Origin of the sequence: Bradyrhizobium sp. STM 3561 (assembly GCF_045571455.1) — a bacterium.
GTDB classification, from domain to species: Bacteria; Pseudomonadota; Alphaproteobacteria; order Rhizobiales; family Xanthobacteraceae; genus Bradyrhizobium; species Bradyrhizobium vignae.
The window spans coordinates 8,131,336-8,151,524 of record NZ_CP120695.1 but is presented as its reverse complement, the minus strand read 5'-3'; the positions used below and the strand labels follow the sequence as shown (position 1 = coordinate 8,151,524).

At 60.8% G+C, this 20,189-nt stretch carries 17 protein-coding genes and 2 pseudogenes; 5 read left to right on the top strand and 14 right to left on the bottom strand.

Annotated features, from left to right (window positions below; translation table 11 throughout):
* Positions 1–816 precede the first annotated feature (816 nt).
* From P6U28_RS38575 to P6U28_RS38565, 3 genes are all read left to right on the top strand, one after another.
* The gene (locus tag P6U28_RS38575; RefSeq protein ID WP_407121056.1) at positions 817–1,053 is read left to right on the top strand and encodes a hypothetical protein; all 237 of its coding nucleotides are present in this window, start codon (positions 817–819) and stop codon (positions 1,051–1,053) included.
* Between the two features lie 334 nt (positions 1,054–1,387).
* Positions 1,388–3,214, top strand: coding sequence for a glutamine--fructose-6-phosphate transaminase (isomerizing) (glmS, locus tag P6U28_RS38570; protein ID WP_407123162.1), 1,827 nt, complete (start codon positions 1,388–1,390; stop codon positions 3,212–3,214).
* A gap of 134 nt (positions 3,215–3,348) precedes the next feature.
* Positions 3,349–3,750: an LLM class flavin-dependent oxidoreductase gene (locus tag P6U28_RS38565; protein WP_407121053.1), complete on the top strand. Its 402-nt coding sequence runs from the start codon at positions 3,349–3,351 to the stop codon at positions 3,748–3,750.
* Between the two features lie 106 nt (positions 3,751–3,856).
* On the opposite strand, the pseudogene P6U28_RS38560 reads toward P6U28_RS38565, so the two are convergent.
* The 3 genes and pseudogenes from P6U28_RS38560 to P6U28_RS38550 all read right to left on the bottom strand — a co-directional run.
* Positions 3,857–3,970, bottom strand: a pseudogene (locus P6U28_RS38560) (DUF4147 domain-containing protein); the annotation flags it as partial.
* Between the two features lie 73 nt (positions 3,971–4,043).
* Positions 4,044–5,243, bottom strand: a complete 1,200-nt coding sequence (locus P6U28_RS38555) for an IS256 family transposase (protein WP_407121051.1) — start codon at positions 5,241–5,243, stop codon at positions 4,044–4,046.
* 128 nt (positions 5,244–5,371) lie between these two features.
* The gene (locus P6U28_RS38550; RefSeq protein WP_407121049.1) at positions 5,372–5,569 is read right to left on the bottom strand and encodes a hypothetical protein; all 198 of its coding nucleotides are present in this window, start codon (positions 5,567–5,569) and stop codon (positions 5,372–5,374) included.
* A gap of 8 nt (positions 5,570–5,577) precedes the next feature.
* On the opposite strand from P6U28_RS38550, the pseudogene P6U28_RS38545 reads away from it, so the two are divergent.
* A pseudogene (locus P6U28_RS38545) lies at positions 5,578–5,953 on the top strand (fumarate reductase/succinate dehydrogenase flavoprotein subunit); the annotation flags it as partial.
* A gap of 328 nt (positions 5,954–6,281) precedes the next feature.
* Here the strand turns inward: P6U28_RS38545 and P6U28_RS38540 are convergent.
* The 8 genes from P6U28_RS38540 to P6U28_RS38505 form a co-directional block, all read right to left on the bottom strand.
* Positions 6,282–6,944 carry an aquaporin gene (locus tag P6U28_RS38540; protein ID WP_407123161.1) on the bottom strand — a complete coding sequence of 221 codons (663 nt, stop codon included), beginning with the start codon at positions 6,942–6,944 and terminating at the stop codon, positions 6,282–6,284.
* Positions 6,945–7,090: 146 nt separating this feature from the next.
* The gene (locus P6U28_RS38535; protein ID WP_407121047.1) at positions 7,091–9,124 is read right to left on the bottom strand and encodes a methyl-accepting chemotaxis protein; all 2,034 of its coding nucleotides are present in this window, start codon (positions 9,122–9,124) and stop codon (positions 7,091–7,093) included.
* Between the two features lie 298 nt (positions 9,125–9,422).
* Positions 9,423–10,682: a Glu/Leu/Phe/Val family dehydrogenase gene (locus P6U28_RS38530; RefSeq protein WP_407121044.1), complete on the bottom strand. Its 1,260-nt coding sequence runs from the start codon at positions 10,680–10,682 to the stop codon at positions 9,423–9,425.
* A gap of 416 nt (positions 10,683–11,098) precedes the next feature.
* Positions 11,099–12,496, bottom strand: a complete 1,398-nt coding sequence (locus tag P6U28_RS38525) for an NAD(P)(+) transhydrogenase (Re/Si-specific) subunit beta (protein ID WP_164937303.1) — start codon at positions 12,494–12,496, stop codon at positions 11,099–11,101.
* Between the two features lie 39 nt (positions 12,497–12,535).
* Positions 12,536–12,853, bottom strand: coding sequence for a proton-translocating transhydrogenase family protein (locus tag P6U28_RS38520; protein WP_091888212.1), 318 nt, complete (start codon positions 12,851–12,853; stop codon positions 12,536–12,538).
* 11 nt (positions 12,854–12,864) lie between these two features.
* The gene (locus tag P6U28_RS38515; protein ID WP_407121042.1) at positions 12,865–13,992 is read right to left on the bottom strand and encodes a Re/Si-specific NAD(P)(+) transhydrogenase subunit alpha; all 1,128 of its coding nucleotides are present in this window, start codon (positions 13,990–13,992) and stop codon (positions 12,865–12,867) included.
* A gap of 644 nt (positions 13,993–14,636) precedes the next feature.
* Positions 14,637–15,419 carry an SDR family NAD(P)-dependent oxidoreductase gene (locus tag P6U28_RS38510; protein WP_407121040.1) on the bottom strand — a complete coding sequence of 261 codons (783 nt, stop codon included), beginning with the start codon at positions 15,417–15,419 and terminating at the stop codon, positions 14,637–14,639.
* A complete protein-coding gene (locus P6U28_RS38505) occupies positions 15,416–15,736 on the bottom strand; it encodes a hypothetical protein (protein WP_407121038.1) in 321 nt (106 codons plus the stop codon). Before P6U28_RS38505 ends, P6U28_RS38510 begins: the two co-directional genes overlap by 4 nt.
* Before the next feature lie 43 nt (positions 15,737–15,779).
* On the opposite strand from P6U28_RS38505, the gene P6U28_RS38500 reads away from it, so the two are divergent.
* Positions 15,780–16,007, top strand: coding sequence for a hypothetical protein (locus P6U28_RS38500; protein ID WP_407121037.1), 228 nt, complete (start codon positions 15,780–15,782; stop codon positions 16,005–16,007).
* An 8-nt stretch (positions 16,008–16,015) separates the two neighbouring features.
* Here P6U28_RS38500 and P6U28_RS38495 read toward each other — a convergent pair whose 3' ends face one another.
* The 3 genes from P6U28_RS38495 to P6U28_RS38485 all read right to left on the bottom strand — a co-directional run bounded on the left by P6U28_RS38495 (position 16,016) and on the right by P6U28_RS38485 (position 19,996).
* Positions 16,016–17,071: an LLM class flavin-dependent oxidoreductase gene (locus P6U28_RS38495; RefSeq protein ID WP_407121036.1), complete on the bottom strand. Its 1,056-nt coding sequence runs from the start codon at positions 17,069–17,071 to the stop codon at positions 16,016–16,018.
* A 347-nt stretch (positions 17,072–17,418) separates the two neighbouring features.
* A complete protein-coding gene (locus P6U28_RS38490) occupies positions 17,419–18,987 on the bottom strand; it encodes an ABC transporter substrate-binding protein (RefSeq protein ID WP_407121035.1) in 1,569 nt (522 codons plus the stop codon).
* A 274-nt stretch (positions 18,988–19,261) separates the two neighbouring features.
* Complete coding sequence (locus tag P6U28_RS38485) at positions 19,262–19,996, bottom strand: GntR family transcriptional regulator (RefSeq protein WP_407121033.1); 735 nt, start codon at positions 19,994–19,996, stop codon at positions 19,262–19,264.
* Positions 19,997–20,189: the final 193 nt, after the last annotated feature.

Genomic DNA, 20,189 nt, shown 5'->3' with positions numbered 1-20,189 from the left:
ATTGCGCGGCGAAAGCGCTCGCGCAAAATGCGCAGAGCGCCTCGTCCCCTAAAGGAACAAACCGATGATGTTGCCCCTGGCAACATGAGCGATAGTTGGCACGCGCTCGATGACTGCCGATCGTCGCCTGTGATGCTCGGCGCATTCCTACGCGCCGCTGCCGCTCTCCAGGGCGTGAGTAAGGGCGAACTCCTGTACAGCACGAACGACAGAGGCAATCGCGGCGAACCCGACCGGTTTTCAATTGACGGCTTGTCGATCGCCTTGATGGGTTTAACTGACTAAGCGCCATATGAACTCCGGGCTCGGCTATCTACCAGACGGTCACATCGAAGCGAGTTTGCGCAGGACCTCAGCAAAGGGCGTGCCACGAACGGCTTATGCAACTTACGTAGCAGGCGGACACAACAACCACTTCCGCCGCACGGCGGAATACTTGGCCGGTCTTGTCGCATTTCGCACGTGCACGTCTTGATCCAGACACGGCTGAATATGACCACGGCGACTGGATGGCAGTCGCACTGCTATTAAGATCGCGAGGCAAGGTCATGGTCAGCCTGATTGCCCACCTCTTTGTCCAGTGCAATGTAGGAAGGAAACGCAAACAGTCGTCGAAAGTGCGGATAGCTGTGTACCGCCTCAAAACACATCGGATCGACGAGACTCGTCTGCATAGAGAGACAGCTGTGAAGATGGCGAGGAGAAAACAGTTCGAGGCGGCAAGCGCCTGCTCTGCACCCTGTCGATGGCGCTGAGGAAGGAAAATCGCGTTGGGCCGAGGGCGGCTCAGAGCTCTTGTGCGCATGAGGGAGAGTTGTGGACGAGGGTTTTGCCGTGCTGCAGATTTCGGCACGTTCGCCGACTTCCGCCATGGCGATAAAGAAGGCAAAATGGGTAGACCGAATGTACCACGCCGGTGAACGTGAATTCTTCTCGGCTACTCACGATTACCGATCGATGTTGGATCGGGGCAGCGATCTCGACGGCGGATGTCGGTATCTGGCCGCGCTGACCGAAGCGTCTGGGCGCTTGCGCCGGCCCTGCTCCATTTAGGTGCCGAGCGATCGTCAGCAGGGTCCCTGTCCGGCTATGCAAGCCGTGTTACTCGATTGATGGTAGGCACCGGATGATGGGCCAGCGAGCCAGCGCTGTTTCGATTGCTTTCTGCTGAGTGCGGAATGCTTGGCCAGCATTATGACATCCGCAGAGCAGCGCGTCCGGGACGAGGCCCTGATAGCTTGTAAAGTCGCTCGGTACTGGCATGCAAATTGCTGCCTGCGTCAGGCAAATGGGGGCGGAATCATCGACCTGCCAACGCCCTTAGCTTGCCGCCTGCGCCTCGAAAGACGATGTGGTTCAACGCCAGCTGCGGAGCCTATTGACCTACATGTGCGGAATTGTCGGCATTTTGGGACGCGGTCCAGTCTCTGAACAATTAGTCATTTCCCTGAAGCGGCTAGAGTATCGGGGCTATGACTCTGCAGGCGTCGCAACGCTGGAAGGCGGTCATTTCTACCGACGGCGCGCCGAGGGCAAGCTCAAAGCGTTAGAGAACCGACTGCGCGCCGAGCCGGTGTCTGGGCATATCGGCATCGGGCATACCCGCTGGGCCACCCACGGAAAGCCGAGCGAGAAGAACGCCCATCCGCATGCGAGCGACAATGTGTCGGTCGTTCATAACGGCATTATCGAGAATTATCTTGAGCTGCGCGCCGAATTGGAACGAAAGGGTGCACAATTCGCCTCCGAGACCGACACAGAGGTAGTCGCTCACATGGTCGAATCCCATCTGATTAAGGGCTATTCGCCTCAGGACGCGGTGAAGGCTTCGCTGCCCAAATTACAGGGCGCGTTCGCGCTGGTTTTTCTGTTTAAGGGCTACGACGATTTATTGATCGGCGTTCGCAACGGATCGCCGCTTGCTATCGGCCACGGCGACGGCGAAATGTATCTGGCATCGGATGAGATTGCACTTGCGCCTTTCACGGACACCATCACCCATTTGGAAGACGGCGACTGGGCCGTTCTGACCCGCAACTCCTTCGCGATCTACGACCTGCAAGGCGTCATCGTCCATCGCGAGGTGCTGAGATGTAGAGCGTCGCCGGTCCTCATCGAAAAGGCAAAGCACCGTCATTTCATGATCAAGGAGATCCACGAGCAGCCGGAAGTTGCCGGCCATACGCTGGCGCGCTATGTCGACCCGGCGGCCGATCGCGTCGCATTGCCTCAGACGCTCCCATTCGACTTCAATGACATTGGTCGAATACTGATCACCGGTTGCGGCTCCGCAAGCCACGCCGGCCACATCGCCAAATACTGGTTCGAGCGGCTGGCCCGCATCCCCGTCGAGGTCGATGTCGCCTCCGAATTTCGCTACCGGGAACCGCCCTTGCGCGAGCGCGATCTCGCCATCCTTATTTCGCAATCCGGCGAGACGGCTGATACGCTGGCTGCGCTGCGTTTTGCCAAATCGAAAGGACTGCGCACGCTCTCCGTGGTCAACGTGCCGACGTCGACGATTGCGCGGGAGAGCGAGACTGTGCTGCAGACGCTGGCCGGACCCGAAATCGGCGTCCCCTCGACCAAAGCCTTCTCGTGCCAATTGATCGTGCTCGCGGCTGTTGCGATCGCCACCGGGAGATCGCGTGGCGAATTGTCCACGGCCAGCGAGACCAGGCTCGTGCAAGAGTTGCTTGAGGTTCCTCGCCTGATGACAGCCGCACTTGCAACCGAATCACAAATCGAGAAGCTCGCGCGGCAGGTCGCCAAGTCGCGTGGCGTGCTATATATCGGTCGCGGCAGCTCCTTTCCGCTGGCGCTGGAAGGCGCGCTGAAGCTGAAAGAAATCGCATATATCCACGCCGACGGCTATGCTGCCGGCGAGCTTAAGCACGGTCCGCTTGCGTTGATCAGCGATGGTGTGCCAGTCGTGGTGATCGCCCCTCCCGACCCGCTGTTCCAAAAGACGGTCGCAAACATGCAGGAAGTTGCAGCAAGAGACGGCAACATCATCCTAATAACCGATGCAAAGGGCGCCGAGGCAGCCTCTGTGAACCCGCTCGCGACCATCGTATTGCCTGACATGGGGACCACCTTTACTCCGATAGTTTATGACATTCCGATGCAGCTGTTGGCGTATCATACTGGGTTGGTGATGGGCACAGACGTCGACCAGCCACGCAATCTCGCTAAGTCGGTCACTGTCGAATAGGTTCGCCGATCCGACGCTCACCACCAGAATATCTGGCGTACTTCGAGCGGCTTGGTGGCATCGGTAAGTTGCGTCCAGCGCGCCGCAGCTAGGCTCTCGCCTTTGAACCTAAGCTGAACTGCAAGGCGCCGGACTTGGGCGGTAGCCGCTCAGCTCTTACATCCCGTCAATCAGCATCGCGCCAGCCCTCCCCCCGGGGCGCGACCATCCAGCATAACGGTCAAGGCTTCGTGTCATCGGGACGCTGTCTTTCCAACAGCGCTCAAAACATTCCGCTTTTCTTGGCCGCATCCGGTCCCCCCGTGCTGGAACTTGCCGGCGCGACCGTTGAGGCGTGGTCATCTGCGCGGCGACCTCACCCATCATTCATTCGCTGGACGATCGACCTGGTTCGTAAGGGTGAGCAGCACCAAGAGCGAAAGTTTAAAAAGACCGCTTCGGTATACGTGTCAACTGACGACCAGGAGATTGTCGGCCACGTCAGCTGCGGCGGACCCTTGGCTTCATTCTGCGAGGTCAGCACTGCCTCTCGATGAAGCGGCCCTTGGCAGCAGCATATGCACAGAGGATTGGGGCGCGGTCAAAAGGCTGGTATCCGATGATGTTGTGCAGAATCATGCGCCCGCGCAACGCCGATCCACTGGCGCGGGCGTCCGCCAATGTCGTCGGATCGGGTAGCGTGCGGCCGGAGGCGATCGCGGACGGTAATCACCCGGCACGTCCGGAGATCGCGAGCGTCACGATTGCCGCAACATCTGGCCGGATCGTGTCCCGTGGCGTGGTGTAGCTGAGTGCGGGTCACCACGTTCGCCGGCATGGGCCGGATCGGTCAGCTGGCGATTGCCGGGAAGCTGACGGCGGGATCATCGCCCAACGGGGCGATGGTTTCCAGTGTCATGTAGCGGCCGCGTTGAACCGTCCACTCGTCGTTCTGTTCGAGCAGGATGGCACCGATCAGGCGAGTGATGGCGTCCTCATTCGGGAAGATGCCAACCACTTCGGTTCGGCGCTTGATCTCGCCGTTGACCCGTTCGAGCGGATTGGTCGAGTGCAGCTTGGCGCGGTGCGCGGCCGGGAAGCTCATATAGGCCAGCACGTCGGTCTCGGCCTCGTCGAGGAAGGCGGCGAGCTTCGGCAGCTTGGGGCGGAGCTGGTCGGCGATGCGCCGCCATTGCGCCCGTGCTGCCTCGGCGTCGTCCTGGGCAAAGGCGGTGGCGATGAAGGCGGAGACGACGCGCCGGCCGCTCTTGCCGGCATGCGCCAGCGCGTTGCGCATGAAGTGCACGCGGCAGCGTTGCCAAGAGGCGTTGAGCACCTTGCTGACGGTCGCCTTGATGCCCTCATGGGCGTCGGAGACGACGAGCTTGACGCCGCGCAGGCCCCGCCGCGCCAGCTTGCGCAGGAACGCCGTCCAGAACGTCTCGGCCTCTGACGGACCGATATCCATGCCGAGCACCTCGCGGCGGCCATCGCTGTTGACTCCCACCGCGATGATCACCGCGACCGAGACGATGCGCCCGTTCTGGCGCACCTTCACGTAGGTCGCGTCGATCCACAGATAGGGCCAGTCGCCCTCGATCGGGCGGTTGAGGAAGGCCTTCACCTTGTCGTCGATCTCGCCGCACAGCCGCGACACCTGGCTCTTGGAGATCCCGCTCATGCCCATCGCCTGCACCAGATCGTCGACCGAGCGGGTGGAGACGCCCTGCACGTAGGCCTCCTGCACCACGGCGGTGAGCGCCTTCTCGGCCATCCGCCGCGGCTCGAGGAAGCCCGGGAAGTAGGAGCCTTTGCGCAGCTTGGGAATGCGCAGCTCGACGGTGCCGGCGCGGGTCTCCCAGCTCCGGTCGCGGTAGCCGTTGCGCTGGACCTGCCGTTCCTGGCTCTTCTCGCCGTACGCGGCCCCGGTCAGGCCCTCGACCTCCAGCTCCATCAGCCGGTGGGCGGCAAAGCCGATCATCTCGCGCAAGAGATCTGCATCGGGGGTCTTCTCTACGAGCGTGCGCAGGTTCATCATGTCGTCGGTCATCGGTGGTTCCTCGAATCAGGTTGGCTGTCGCAATCCAAACCTTACCGACGAATCATCGGTGACCACCCGCAAAGCCGCTCGCTCGCTACGGCGCTATTGAGGGCGCGCTTCGCGAGCGGCTTTGCTAATCAGCTACACCACTCCTCGGGACACGACCTCTGGCCGGCACGCGCGAGCCGCCCACCCTTGATCTGCGACAGTTGTTTTCGGACGCTGGCCGCGATGCCGACGAGCCGTTCCGGAGCGAGCTTGAGCGCATCGAGATAGTGTCGCTCGGCGGCCGTGGCCGTCGTGCCTGCAGGGTTGCCGGCGGAGAGGCAGATCACCCGGCCTTTGGCGCGGGCGCCGCCTGGTCAACGACTATCTCCAGCCACCGGAGGTCACGCGCAAATATGAGCTCGGCATGCGCCGCCTCGCCGAGCCGCGGGAGGATGCAGGAGCGCATAATCGCGCGCAACGCGCACGAACTGATCCACGCCCTCGAGGGTGCAATCGATCATGGACCGTGCCGACATGGCCCCGCACGCCTCACTCTACCGGGAGGAAAGCCGCTGAAGGTCTCTATCACTGGCGGACGGATTTTCCAAACAAGGATAATGTCAACAGGTTCTGCGACACAGCAGTCCAAGCTGGACAGCAAGATGACCAGCGAGAAACGGGCCGTCGAGTCGTATGTCATCCCAAGCGCCGACGACGAGAAAGATCTTTAGGACAAGCAGCGCATCCGCGCTTCGGTCTCACCCGAAGCACAACAGGAGATAACGATCCCGCTCGCTTCCTATCAGACATCGGTGCTTCACATGCGGTGCCAGCACGATGTCGGGGCCGCCAAAGCGGCGTAGAGGGCGCGCAGCAGCGGGAGTCCCCCTCGCTCGTTTCTGATGCTTCTGTCGTGATTTGCAGCGTCCTCGCCGACCTAGAGGCCGTCTGACACCTGCTCGAGAGCGTGATCGGGGAAGTGAGCAGTGTTTTCCGAAACGATTGTGCTCAAACAAAAACCTAAAGCGCAATGACGATTCCTCCTAATCTCATCGCCCTTCAGGCGGTGTTTCTAAACAACCATGCAGCGAGCGTTGTGGCCGCCACGGCTCCAATCAGTTGCGCTATGATGAATGGAACAACGCTACTCGGAGCGATACCGGCAAAGGTGTCCGACAGCGATCGTGCGATCGTCACCGCGGGATTGGCGAACGAAGTGGATGCGGTGAACCAATAAGCGGAAGTTATATACAAACCAACGCCGTAAGGGACCACAGCGGGAGTTCGGCTCGCGCAGCCGAAGATCGTGACGAGCAATCCGAACGTTGCGGCGGCTTCTGCGATCCACTGTCCGGCTCCGGTTCGTTGTGTGAGCGAGACTTGCCAGAGCGGAATATCGAACATCAAGTGCGCCGCAAAGACCCCCACGAGCGAGCCGGCAATCTGCGCAAGAATATAGACCCACATGGCTCGCCACGTCAGTTCGCCACGCAAAGTCAAAGCCAAACTGACTGCCGGATTGAAGTGGGCTCCGGAGAGCGGACCGAAGACTAGGATCAGGACCACCAGGATCGCACCAGTGGAGATGGTGTTGCAGAGAAGCGCGAGCGCGACGTTGCCCCCGGCGAGCCGCTGCGCCATGATCCCGGACCCGACCACGGCAGCGACAAGGAACGCCGTTCCGAGCCACTCCGACACAATGCGTCGTCCCATGGATGGCATCAGAATTGCCCGAACGGCGCCTTTCGCAGGACCGATCTCCTTTACTCCGCTCTTTCGCGCCATTTCATCTCGCTGATCATCGGCCTGCATTGACTGTTCCTGCACAAGAGACATTTTGGCTCGTCGATTGCTGCGCTGTAGGCCTTTCACGCTCGTCGCAAGGACGCAGTGAAGCGGCTCAATTCAATCTTCAACTTAGAACTGCTTTTGGACAGCGCCTGCGCCGACTGCAGGACGCCGCTTGCCGCTGTATCCGTGCTTCCGGCGGCATGGGCAACCTGGCTCATTCCGCTCGCAACCTCCGAGGTTCGCGCGACGGTCTGCTGAATGTTCTGCGCGATCTCGCGCGTTGCCAAGAGCTGCTGTTCAACAGACTCCGACACAGCACCGGAAATCTGCGAGATGCGGTCGATCGTTGCGCCAATGGAAGCGATTTCAATCACCGATTTGCGAGCGACCGACTGCATCGAGCCGATTTGCGCAGCAATCTCCGAGGTGGCATCAGAAGTCTGATCGGCCAGAGCCTTGACTTCCTGCGCGACCACCGCAAAGCCGGTCCCGTATTCACCCGCACGTGCGGCTTCAATCGTGGCGTTGAGGGCAAGCAGGTTTGTCTGGCGCGCCACTTTCGCAATGAGCCGAACGACGTCGCCGATTCGTTCGGCCGCTTCAGTGAGCTCGGACATCTGGCTGTCAGTCTGCGTCGCCTGGCGGACCGCCTCCAGCGCAATTTTCGAGGATTCCTGCACTTGTCGCCCAATTTCGGAGGCGGAGGTCATCATCTGTTCCGTCGCGGCAGCAATGAGCTGGATGTTGGAAGAGGCGCTGTCGGATGCTGTCGAGACGTGGCTCGAAACGCCGGTCGTGTGTTTGGCCGATTGAGTAAGGCCAAGTGCCGCGCTTTCAAGCTGGCAGGAGGCGTTAGCCACCGTCTCAATAACGTTACCGACGGCTGCCTCGAAGCCATCAGCAAGCCGCACGAGCTCCGCGCGGCTTCGCTCGCCCTGCACGCGGTCGCGCTCCAACCGTTCGGCAAGGTCGCGCTCGGCCTTCTGGCGTATGCCGTGCTTGAAGTCCTCGACCGCACGTCCCATGTCTCCGATCTCATCTTTACGATCAAGACCCGGCAGAACAATCTCGAACTGACCGGCACCAAGCTGACGCATCGCCGCCGTCATCCGTGAAATGGCACTGCCAATGCGATGGCCGAACAGCATCGCAAAGGTCGCGACCAGGCCCATCGCCCCAACCACCAGCCAAAACAGGAGATCGCGGGCATTTGCCGCGCGTAAGCCAGCCGCGGCGCTTCGGCGATCAGCTTCTGCGATCGCCTGTGCCAATGCCGGTCGATGGCTGCCATAAACCTTGGCAATATCCTCCATCTCATCGTTCAGCGACTGCTGGACCAACATGAAGGCCGAGAATGCGGCTTGATAGGACTTGAGAAGACCCTCTAGTTCGGCGCGAATACTCGGTGAGAGATCTGAGGCGGCCAGCAGCCCGGCGAACTCGGTGCCAGACTTGTCAAGATCCTGGCTGTAGTTTTCTTCGCCGTGCAGCATGAAATCCTTCTCGTACCCGCGCATCGTCTCCATGAGCGCGGTCAACCTTGGCTGGTCGAGCTCGGCAAGCCGCCCTTTCAGCTGAAGCTCGGCTATGCGCAGTCCGCCCTGCAGCCCCTCCTCGCCGTTAAAACCAAGCGCGCGCTCGGCCGAGACGATATTCTGAAACCGAGCGGCGTAGAGGTCGATCCCGCTCCGCAGTCCGGAGGAGCTCTTGAGAGGGTCGCCCTCAGCCAAACGCGCCGCAAAGGCTTCGATGTCGCCGAGCATCGCCATTTCTTGCTTGAGCAGCTCCGCATGGCGCTCAATCATTGCATCGTCGCGGCGACGCAGGAATTCGGTCGTCACATGTTGCGATTCCAGAAAGCTCTGGGAGAGCGCCGCAAACCGGTCACGGACGCGAGCGGCCTCGTCCGCATCGCCCTGGACCTGCGCTGCGCGATTCAGCCCGACCAGACAGATCGAGCCAGTCGCAATGACCGCGATAATACCAAGCAGGCCGATCTTTAATCGCAAGGAGGCACTAAATGTTCGGTTGGCCAGACTAGGCAGCTTGAGCAAGCGCCACAATGACGTGGGTTTAAGCGAAAGTGCGCGAAGTGTGAGAGCTGAGAACAATGCTTTCTTTCCTTCTAAATGGCGTGCCTTGCCAATCCTGCGGACGATGAAACACTGTAAGACGCGAGACAGTCACTCAACACTGAAGAATGCTGCTGCCGATGTCGGCAGCGGCCCAGCCAAGTCTAGGCGAAGTGGCAGACAGATCGGCCTGCCAGTGGATTGGGTGTATCGGTGCTCGCAAAGAAAACCGTCAGGACGAGAGCACAGGCCAGTTGGACTTCGTCATTCAAGTGGCTTGGTTTGCGGCAACATATCGGGGCCCACGGCGGTTGCACGCGAGGGAAACACTAGGTTGTTACGGAAACAGTCCGCGTGTTTCCTTGGCACCGCGAACACGCTCGACGCCTATTGCCATGGCCGCTGTGCGATTGAACAGATTTTCGCCTTTGCTTCGCGCCAGGACGCGATCGAAGGCTCGATCCAGGAGCTGATACTCCCTGCGCATGACTTCCTCCTCCTCCCAGAACAATCGCTGAAGGTCTTGCACCCATTCAAAGTAACTGACGACAACACCTCCCGAATTGCAGAGAATATCGGGAATGACGAACACCTCGTCCTGGCGTGCTTCCAGGATTCGGTCAGCTTCCGGCGTAGTCGGTCCGTTGGCGCCTTCGGCAAGGATCCGGCAGCGCAGCTTAGCGGCCGTTCCAGCGTCGATGACCCGTTCGACGGCAGCCGGAACAAGCACGTCGCACGGCACGGTCAGGATCTCCGCAGGATCGAGAGCGAGCTCGTTGGAGTAGCCATCAAGGCTTCCTTGCGAGGAAGCGTGCCGGACAAGTTGTGGTATGTCGAGCCCTTGACGGCGGTAGAGCGCGCCGGTGTGATCGCTGACCGCGATCACTTTCACTCCCATGTTATGCAGCTCAAGCGCGGCGATCGAACCGACGTTGCCAAATCCTTGAACCACGGCCGTTGAGCCATTGAGACGGATTTTGAGCTCGTCCGCAGCGCGCCTGACCAGATGAGCCACACCCCGTCCTGTCGCTTCACGGCGGCCAAGCGTTCCACCGGCGCTGACGGGCTTGCCCGTCACGATCTCGGTGACGGTTTGGCCCTGGTACATCGAATATGTGTCCATGAACCAGGCCATGATCTGCTCGTTCGTACCGAGGTCAGGAGCCATAACATCGGTGTGCGGCCCAACAAACGGGATCATTTCCTGCATATAACGGCGCGACAGCGCCTCAAGCTCGCGCTTCGACAAGGTCGAGGGGTCGACATTGATTCCGCCCTTGGCCCCGCCATACGGCAATCCGACCAGGGCACATTTCCAGCTCATCCAAATGGCGAGCGCTGCAACTTCGCCGAGGTCGACTGTGGGCGCGAACCTGGTGCCCCCTTTTGTCGGGCCAAGCGTCAAATGATGCTGTACCCGATAGCCCTCGAACACCGCGGTCGTGCCATCATCCCGGTGAATTGGACACGATACTGTGACAGATCGCTTCGGCAGCAACAGGCGCGGTCTGGCATCATCCGGTATGCTCAGATAATTCGCGATCACCTCGAATTGCTTTACGGCCATCTCGAACACTGGCCCACGATATGAAGTCACGCTAGCTCCTCAAGCTGAAGATGAAAAAGTTGATGCTCATGCGTCCGGGCGCTTTTGACCCTGAACGGTGATGTGGTTTCGGGAGGTGGAGATAATCGCCGTTACCGCAAGAGCGCAGCTTGCGCTCACGCCCAGTAGAGGACCAATGCAGCGACAGCGAGATTAATGAGAGCGGCCACGATCGCCAGCAACCAAGTGGTCGCAGGCGAAAGGTCTGGAGCATCTTGCGAATCTGGTATCCAAAGGGGCGGCGGCGGCATCTCAATGTCTCCGAAAGCTCGCATTGCAGCAGATCGAGCAAGCAAGATAAATTGCCTCATGGCCATGAGGCGAGCCAGTTGCTCAAATCTATGGCGCTACCGCGCTGATCTTGATCAAGAGTCGATAGGCTCCGAACCATGCTTAGCTCCTGTCGTTTACATCGCCTTGACGATGTTCTCGGTGACCTTCTTGGCGTCGCCGAGCAGCATCATGGTGTTGTCGCGATAGAATAGCGGGTTGTCGATGCCGGCATAGCCCGAGGCCAGCGAGCGCTTGATGAACATCACCGTACCGGCCTTCCAGACCTGGAGCACCGGCATGCCGTAGATCGGAGAGGACTTATCCTCTTCCGCAGCCGGATTGGTGACATCGTTGGCGCCGATCACGAAGGCGATGTCGGCCTGCGCGAACTCGGAGTTGATGTCCTCGAGCTCGAACACCTCGTCATAGGGCACGTTGGCTTCGGCGAGCAGCACGTTCATGTGGCCCGGCATGCGGCCGGCGACCGGGTGAATGGCGTATTTCACCTCGACGCCTTCCTTCTTCAAGACATCGGCCATTTCGCGCAGCGCGTGCTGAGCCTGCGCCACCGCCATGCCGTAGCCGGGCACGATGATGACCTTGGAGGCGTTCTTCATGATGAAGGCGGCGTCGTCCGCCGAACCGAGCTTGGCCGGCTTCTGCTCGCCCGTACCGCCGCCGGCGGCAGCGGTCTCGCCGCCGAAGCCGCCGAGGATGACCGAGATGAACGACCGGTTCATCGCGTGGCACATGATGTAGGACAGGATCGCGCCCGACGAGCCGACCAGCGCGCCGGTGATGATCAGCGCGGAGTTGCCGAGCGTGAAGCCGATGCCGGCCGCGGCCCAGCCGGAGTAGGAGTTCAGCATCGAGATCACGACCGGCATGTCGGCGCCGCCGATCGGGATGATCATGAGCACGCCGAGCAAGAGTGCCAGGATGACGTTCAGCCAGAAGAACACCGGGCTGCCGGTCATCACGAGGCCGACGATGCACACGACGAGCGCAATCGCGAGCGCGATGTTGATGAGGTGCCGCGCCGGCAGGATGATCGGCGCGCCGCTCATGCGGGCAGACAGCTTCAGGAAGGCGATCACCGAGCCGGTGAAGGTCAGCGCGCCGATGGCGACGCCGAGCGACATCTCGACCAGGCTCTGGGTGTGGATGTGCCCGGGCGTACCGATATCGAAGGCTTCGGGCGCATAATATGCTCCCGCCGCGACCAGCACCGCGGCCATGCCGACCAGCGAGTGGAAGGCGGCGACCAGCTCCGGCATCGAGGTCATCGGCACGCGCCGCGCGATCACCGCGCCGATGCCCCCGCCGATCGCGACGGCGAGGATGACCAGCACCCAGGCGAGGCCATCCGCCGGCGGATGATTGGCCAGCGTGGTGGCGACCGCGATCGCCATGCCGATCATGCCGAACAGATTGCCCTGGCGCGACGATGCCGGGCTCGACAGCCCGCGCAGCGACAGGATGAACAGCACCCCCGCCACGAGATACAAGAATGCAGAGAGATTGGCGCTCATCTCAGGTCCCCATTGATCCCTTCAGCCCGAGGTGGCCGCTTACTTCGACTTCTTCTTGTACATCGCCAGCATGCGCTGGGTGACAAGGAAGCCGCCAAAAATGTTCACGCAGGCGAAGATGAGCGCGACGAAGCCGAAGCCGCGCGCCCAGCCCGAGCCGCTCGAAACCATGCCGACGCCGACCGCGAGCAGCGCGCCGACCACAATCACGGAGGAGATCGCGTTGGTCACGCTCATCAGCGGCGTGTGCAGCGCCGGCGTCACCGACCACACCACGAAATAGCCGACGAAGACGGCGAGGACGAAGATCGACAGCCGGAAGATGAAGGGGTCGACGACCTGTGCAACATGCTCCATGACGGGTCTCCTTAAACCTTCGGCTGGAAGTTCGGGTGGATCACGGCACCGTCTTTCGTCAGCGCGGTCGCCTTGACGAGCTCGTCGTCCCAGTTCACGGCGAGCTGCTTCTCCTTCTTGTCGACCATGGTCTCGATGAAGGAGAACAGATTGCGGGCATAGAGGCTGGAAGCCGAGGCCGCGACGCGGCCGGCGACGTTGGTGTAGCCGACGATCTTGATGCCATCGAGATCGACGACCTCGCCGGCCTTGGCGCCTTCGACATTGCCGCCGCGCTCGACGGCGAGATCGACCAGCACCGAGCCCGGCTTCATCGACCTGACCATGTCGGCACTGACGAGCTTCGGCGCCGGGCGGCCCGGGATCAGCGCGGTGGTGATCACGATGTCCTGCTTCTTGATGTGCTCGGCGGTGAGCGCGGCCTGCTTGGCCTGGTATTCCCTGGACATTTCCTTGGCGTAGCCGCCGGCCGTCTGCGCGTTCTTGAACTCCTCGTCCTCGACAGCGAGGAATTTCGCACCGAGCGATTCCACCTGCTCCTTGGTCGCGGGCCGGACGTCGGTTGCGGTGACCACCGCGCCGAGGCGGCGCGCGGTCGCGATCGCCTGGAGGCCGGCGACGCCGACGCCCATCACGAACACCTTCGCCGCGGGCACGGTGCCGGCCGCGGTCATCATCATCGGGAAGGCGCGGCCGAACGCCTCGGCGCCCTCGATCACTGCGCGGTAGCCCGCAAGATTGGCCTGCGAGGACAGCACGTCCATCACCTGCGCGCGGGTGATGCGCGGCATCAATTCCATCGCGAAGGCAGCAACGCCGGCATCGGCCATAGCCCTCAGCGCAGCCTCGTTGCCATAGGGATCCATGATGGCGATGACGAGCGCGCCGCGCTTGTACTGCGAAAGGTCGGACGCCTCCGGGCGCTTCACCTTGATGATGATATCCGCGTCCTTGAGCGCATCGGCGCTGACGGTGGCACCGGCGGCGGTGAACTCGGAATCCGGCAGGCCCGACTTGATACCGGCACCCGGCTCGACAGCAACCTCGGCGCCCAGCGCCTTGAACTTCTTCACCGTATCGGGCGAAGCAGCGACCCGCGGCTCGAGCGGATCGATTTCCTTGGCAACGGCGATCTTCATGCAACCTCCCGGCGAGCGCCGTCTGTCTTCGTACAGCAGTATTCCGAGCGCGCCGGCCTGCAGAACGCCCGAATTGATTCGTAGTGATGACTTGTTCGCACTGAATATAAGGCTCGTTTGGCAGACTCTATCGGGTGCCCTGCGCCGCCCCTTGGGGGCGCCGAGCATTTCAAGCTCTCTCGACCGAGATCGACTTTATGCCGCCCTCCCAGTCGGCGCGATCTGCCGACCACACTCTCAGTCTATCTGCTCGTCCGAATGAAGAGACAATGTTACCGGCGCGTCATTTCATGACAGGATCATCCTGCCTTGCGCCAAGCCGGGATACCGTCCCTTCGCGTCACGCGTGCAACGAAAGCTAGCTCACAATCAGGCGCCAGTGCTGCGCGCAGCCGCCGATTGTGCATCACATTCCCCCCGGTCCCATTGCACTTCCCCTCGCGTCCACGGGCAAGCTAGCATCGGGAAGGCGTCGTTTCTCGGCGATCTGACGGCCTTCGTTGGAAACTAACGGTGAAATTCCACGAAAGATTGGAGGTAAGCGAACGATTTCTGCTAGATACGATGAATTTAGACCGCGCGATCGAATCAGGGTCGGAAAGCACCTGCACCGAATGTCGCGCGCTCCTGGCGCAGCCGCAGACCTAACCCGTCGTCGTGAGGTTGAGTTTCAGCGTGCGCGGCAGCGATCGCCCGCCGTCCATGACGATTGATTGTCCCGTCACCGCGGAAAACTCCGATGTACAGAGAAATGCCACCATCCGGGCGACCTCCTGTTCTGTGACCAGTCGCGCCATCGGTGTTTCCTTGACGACGCTGGCCTTGTAGTCGCCCATCGTATCGGTACGCTCGCTGGCGATCTGGCCGGGCACGATCGCATTGACCGTGACGAGCGGCGCAAATTCCAGCGCGAGGCACTGTGTCAAATGGATCAAAGCCTCTTTGGCAAGCCCGTATACCGAATGCGACCTCGCATAGGCCGAGGTTGCGCTCACATTAATGATCCGGCCCCAGCCCATTCGCTCCATGCCTGTGATCGCGCTTTGAGCAAGCTGGTACGGAGTCCTCAGATTCACCGCCATGACCGTCTCCCACTCCGACAGGGGTAGTGACCGAAACGGCGTATCCGAATAGGGGCCCGCATTGTTGACCAGGATGCCTAAGGCTCCCAATCGCTCTGTGACCTGGCATACAAGCGCTGCCGCCGCTTCTGGATCTCTCAGGTCAACCGGAAACAACGTCGCTTTTCCCCCGATCGCGGCGATGTGAGCGACAATGCTTTCGCCTTCGCTCAAAGCACGCCGGCAATGCACCGCGACACGCGCCCCACGGCGGGCGAGCTCGAGTGCGATTGCAGCGCCGGCGCCTGACGAGGAGCCCGTGACAAGGGCGACCTTGCCGTTGAGATCGCATTCGCCCGCACTCATGGATCGATTCTCCTAGACCAGATGAACTTCAGCTTCGACTCGTCCAGATACCTGTCGTGTATCAGGTCGATCAGATCCTTGGCGGATGTGGCCAGCTCCGCCTCATAGGCGGCGCGATCGGTCACCTCGATGCGCTCGATGTAATCCCAGGGGCCGCCGTCGAACGGCACCGGCTCCGTGAGGCGATGGATCCGATAGCTGATGATCGTCTTCAGCTTTGCTGTAAACGGATAGTCAACCTCGCGCTCGAAGCGTTCGTATTCGTCTGGGTCGACACCGGGTTTCAAGGCGGTCAAGACATAGACGACCGTCGTCATCATTTACTCCTCATGAATATTGCTCAAAGAGGACGAGCGAGCTTTGACAGCCTCGAAGCTAACCATCCGCCAGGACATTTCAATGTTTGGATCAGCGGGCGCCGATAAAGTACCTCTGAGCGTCAAGAGCGAGCCATTCATCTTCACCATCCCGCTGGTCTCCGGCGCCAAGCTCCACGCGTCATCCGTCACATCCCTGGCCGTGCTTCGATTAGCGCGGCGCAAAGAGTCCCGCGAGGAGGCTGCCAATGCTCTTTGTGAAAAAGGTTAGCTCGAGGCTTATGTCTGTCGATCGCTCGACGCTTTCGCGAAAGCCGCCTCGACCGCCGGCCAGACTTGCGTTCCGAAGCGCATGATCACGTCTTCGTAACTGACGCCAGGAGCCGGAACCGGAAAGATGTTGAAGCCGGTGACGCCGGCGCGGCGAAGGTCAATGACGTGCTGCGTGACCTCTTCGACAGTCCCGCAGAGGGTGAGAGCGTCGACATGGCGGTCGGTGACGAGAGGAAATAATGCGGCGAACGGGGCGACGCCGGCAGCATAAGGGACCGGACCAATGGCTTCGACGACCTCTTTTGGCAATGTAAGTCCCTGTGTCTGAAGCGTGTAGAACCGCGAAGTGGCTTGCGCAATGATCCGCGTCACTGAAGGGCGCAATATATCGCGCGCCTGCTTACCGTCATCGGCGATACAGCAATCAAGCCGCGCGATAAGCTTGATCTCGCCCGGAGAACGGCCGGCCTTCGTCGCTCCCTCGGCGACGGCCGACGCGAAGGCCTGTGCTTCTTCGACAGAGCCGCACCCTTCCATCATCACGCCCTCGGCGACTGCGCCGCCCATTTTCTGACCGAGCGGCCCATTGCTTGCGACGCGAACAGGGACGCGCGCGCGCGGCGGCGTGAAATTCAATCGGCCGCGGTGAAATTGAATGATCTCGCCCCGGTAGTCGACCTCCTGCCCAGCCATGAGCTGACGGATCAGATCGACGGCTTCGCGAATGGCGAGAGGCGGCTTGCGGGATTGGATCCCGAGCTCAGCGAAGCCGGAGACGCCCGCCCCGATGCCGAGAATGGCGCGGCCCTCGGAAATTTCATCGAGGGTTCCCAGGGCCATGGCAGTCAAAGCCGGGTGGCGCGCGAACGGATCGGTCACGCAGGGACCAAGCTTGACGCGTGAGGTTTGCCCGGCCAGATACGACAGACACGAGTAAGTTTCCCGGTAGAAGCGCTCATCCGCAAGCCAGACGGTTTCAAATCCGCTCTCTTCGGCAAGCCTGGTACGAGCGGCAAGGCGGGACACCGGTTGGTCGCCGAGCATCAACAGTTCTATCGACATGAACGTCTCCGAGAATTGCCTCCGTCCGCGCTCAAGCAGCTGATCCGGCCGAGAGGTGATGAAGAAAATGGCTTGACTTGCCGCCTCGCCGATCTCGCGGCTAGGTCCCTAACCAGACGACGCATCCGACCCTTGCGGACGAATGCGCAATGACGCCGAGCGACGTATTCGGGCCTCGCCATGGCGCCGGCCCCGGCCTTCACGACGGCGGCATTACCACGCAACAGATAGTCGAGGAGAAAGCCGATCACGCCGACGCCAAACCGGGTCGGCGCCAGCAAAGAGCTGCCCGGCGAAGCACGAAAAGCGAAGAACGACATGACTTTGCCAGCGCGTCCAGGCCGCTCTCAACTCAGTTTCATTTTGTTGAAGCGCTCGAAGGAATCCCAGTACTTCGCAACGCCCGCGAGCTCGGAACGCGTCACCCTCGCCCAATTGTCATACCAAAGCAGACCCCAGGTCGCGTCATCCAGAAGAATCTTCTGCGCCGCCCTGACTGCGGCCATGCGCCTCGCTGGATCAGCCTCTCGGATATTCTCGTCGATGATCTTGTCGAGGGCAGGATTGGCGTACCCCCCCTTGTTGGTCGCGTTAGCCTTGCTGTGGAAGTTCCAATAGAGGTGATAGAATGGGTCGTTGATCCAGGACTGCCACGATTCGATCGACAGCTCGTGCCCGCCGCTCGATGACAGTTGGCGGAAGGTCGCGTCAGTCTCCTTCTCGATGCTGACCCGGAATCCGATCGTCTCGAGTTCGCGCTGAATCCATATCGCTGCTTGCTCTTGCGGCGCATAGCCGACACGCACCGCGAGCTTGACCGGGATCGGCGCAGAGCCGAACCCCGCTTCTGCCATCAGTGATTTTGCTTTGGCGACATCATAATTGTACGGCGAGAGCGAACCATCATAGCCGGGCGTTTGAGCTGCAATCGGGCTTTTCATCTGTTCGCCATAGCCGTAGAGCACGTTCGGGATGATCGCGTGGATCGGCATCGCGTAGTTGATCGCCTGACGGACCTTCACGTTATCGAACGGTTTTTTCTTCAGATTCATGCAGAGGAAATTGCAATTGGTGTCGGGCAGCGACACGACATTGAGGCCGGGCTCGCCCTCAAGGCTCTTGAGATTCTTCGGCGACATCGAGTTGGGTCCGATGACCATGTCGATGGCCTTGCGTTTAAGCAGGAGAATCCGGTCCGCTTCATTCGCCGTGGATTTGATGACGATGCGTCTGAAATAGGGGGGCGCACCCCAATAGCCTTGCGTGGCTTCCAGGACCACCTCGACACCCGGCTCGTTTCTGACGGGTTTGTAGGGCCCAAGCCCAGCCGTGTTTCGCTTGAGCCATTGAGAGGCCCAAGGATCGTCGGCGGTCGCGTGCAGCTTGATCTCTTCGGGATCGAGAAGTGCGTTGTTCGACAAGGCCAGCACATCCAGCAACATGGCACTTGGCGCCGGCAGGTTGATCGCAAAGGTGCTATCGTCGCGCACCTCGAATTGATCTGCCTCCGTGACGCCGATCATGGTCGGAAAGATGAGGCGCATGTAGCCAGAGGATTGCAATCCACGGTCAAAGAGATATTTCACCGCGTTCGCATTCACCGGCCGGCCACTCGGAAACTTCAGGCCGCGACGGATCTTGACGACAAGGGTTTTGTTGTCGTTCTCATATGTCCAGCTTTCGCCGATGCCGCCTGTGAAAACACCGGGCTTGGAAATCGCAAGGTTGGGCGATCCGACGACTGACTCTGCACCCCAGCCCAGCAGCGTGTCGTAGATGTTTGCCTGAACGATATAGGCGCCGTCGGACTTGAACTGCGCCGGATCGAAGGAATCGATATCCGTGCCCCAGGCGACCGTGAGCGTCGGAACATCCTGTGCATTTGCAGTCCCGGTACAAAGGCCCGGCGTGAACATCGCAGTTCCGCTTGCCGCCAGCCTGAGAAAGTTGCGGCGTGATTGGTGTCCAAACATTCAAGTCCCCCTGCGTAGATTCTGGATTTGCGTGAACAAGCTCGAATGACGTGGATAGTTCTGTCTCGTGCGCACGAGTCTTCGAAGGCGCTCCAGCAAAGGAGCGACCCAGAAGGTTCCGTTTGCGTCCGTACAATCGACGATCGCGGAGATAAAAGATGCGACTGACGTGCTCAGACGCACAGCTCGGCATAAAGCACGAACCGCTGCAGGGTCCTCAGCCAGAGGCGCTTCCGCGCCTGCCTTTCGGAGTGGCAGCCGATCGTTTCTTTTCAGGTTTGTCGATAACGCGCGAGAGGCAATTGGCCGCCTGCATGATGTCATCGGTTACAGCCGCGCGGGCGGCGGGGCCGTCGCGATGCGTCAGCGCATCAAGGATGCGCCGATGAGCATCCATGGAGCGGCGCAGATGCGCAGCGTCGGGCGCAACGAGCACGAAGCACGGGCCAATCAAAACCCAGAAATTCTCGACCGCACCAAGGATGATGGGTGCTTGAGCGATCTCATAGATTCGCCTATGAAAGGCGAAGTTCGCTGATAAATAAGCGGGCACATCGACCGCATCGGCCGCTGCCTGGAGACGATCATAGAGCTGAGCGATCTCGCTATCATCAACGCCTGTCATGCGCACTGCTGCGCGCTCGGCCAGCAGCCCCTCAAGCGCCACTCGTGCATCGCGCACGTCACGTAATTGCGCCCCTGACAGATGAACTACGCTCAGGCGCGCAGTGTCGCTGAACTCGAATGCACCTTCAGCCTGCAGACGGCGCAGCGCTTCGCGCACCGGCATCGGGCTCGACCCCAGCGCCTCGGCGAGTCCGCGAATTGTCAGCCTCTGGCCCGGCGCGAAGCGGCCGGCCATCACGCCATCACGCAAATGTCGGTAAACCTGATCTGCCATCGAATCCCGGGCAACGGACGGCAGTGGCGGCAGCGGATTGTTGTTCTTCACCTTCGCGGGTCCCCCCAATCTTTCCTTTCGGATATGTGATCACAAACCCGCGTTTGCGTCAAGTTTGCATACTGACCGCTTCGTCTTTTTCGAGCGTGAAGTCCGAGAGTTGGCGGGTGATCGGCCAACGAGAGACTTCGAGCAGGACGGCGAGTGGCAAAGCATCGTTCGTCGCGCGGATCGCGGGCCCATT

What these genes read in the sequence shown, in the direction of transcription:
- glmS (WP_407123162.1), top strand. Translation starts at nt 1,388, where the DNA reads ATGTGCGGAATTGTCGGCATTTTGGGACGCGGTCCAGTCTCTGAACAA.
- P6U28_RS38555 (WP_407121051.1), bottom strand. Translation starts at nt 5,243, where the DNA reads ATGACCGACGACATGATGAACCTGCGCACGCTCGTAGAGAAGACCCCC.
- P6U28_RS38540 (WP_407123161.1), bottom strand. Translation starts at nt 6,944, where the DNA reads ATGCCATCCATGGGACGACGCATTGTGTCGGAGTGGCTCGGAACGGCG.
- P6U28_RS38525 (WP_164937303.1), bottom strand. Translation starts at nt 12,496, where the DNA reads ATGAGCGCCAATCTCTCTGCATTCTTGTATCTCGTGGCGGGGGTGCTG.
- P6U28_RS38520 (WP_091888212.1), bottom strand. Translation starts at nt 12,853, where the DNA reads ATGGAGCATGTTGCACAGGTCGTCGACCCCTTCATCTTCCGGCTGTCG.
- P6U28_RS38515 (WP_407121042.1), bottom strand. Translation starts at nt 13,992, where the DNA reads ATGAAGATCGCCGTTGCCAAGGAAATCGATCCGCTCGAGCCGCGGGTC.
- P6U28_RS38510 (WP_407121040.1), bottom strand. Translation starts at nt 15,419, where the DNA reads ATGAGTGCGGGCGAATGCGATCTCAACGGCAAGGTCGCCCTTGTCACG.
- P6U28_RS38505 (WP_407121038.1), bottom strand. Translation starts at nt 15,736, where the DNA reads ATGACGACGGTCGTCTATGTCTTGACCGCCTTGAAACCCGGTGTCGAC.
- P6U28_RS38495 (WP_407121036.1), bottom strand. Translation starts at nt 17,071, where the DNA reads ATGTCGATAGAACTGTTGATGCTCGGCGACCAACCGGTGTCCCGCCTT.
- P6U28_RS38490 (WP_407121035.1), bottom strand. Translation starts at nt 18,987, where the DNA reads ATGTTCACGCCGGGCCTTTGTACCGGGACTGCAAATGCACAGGATGTT.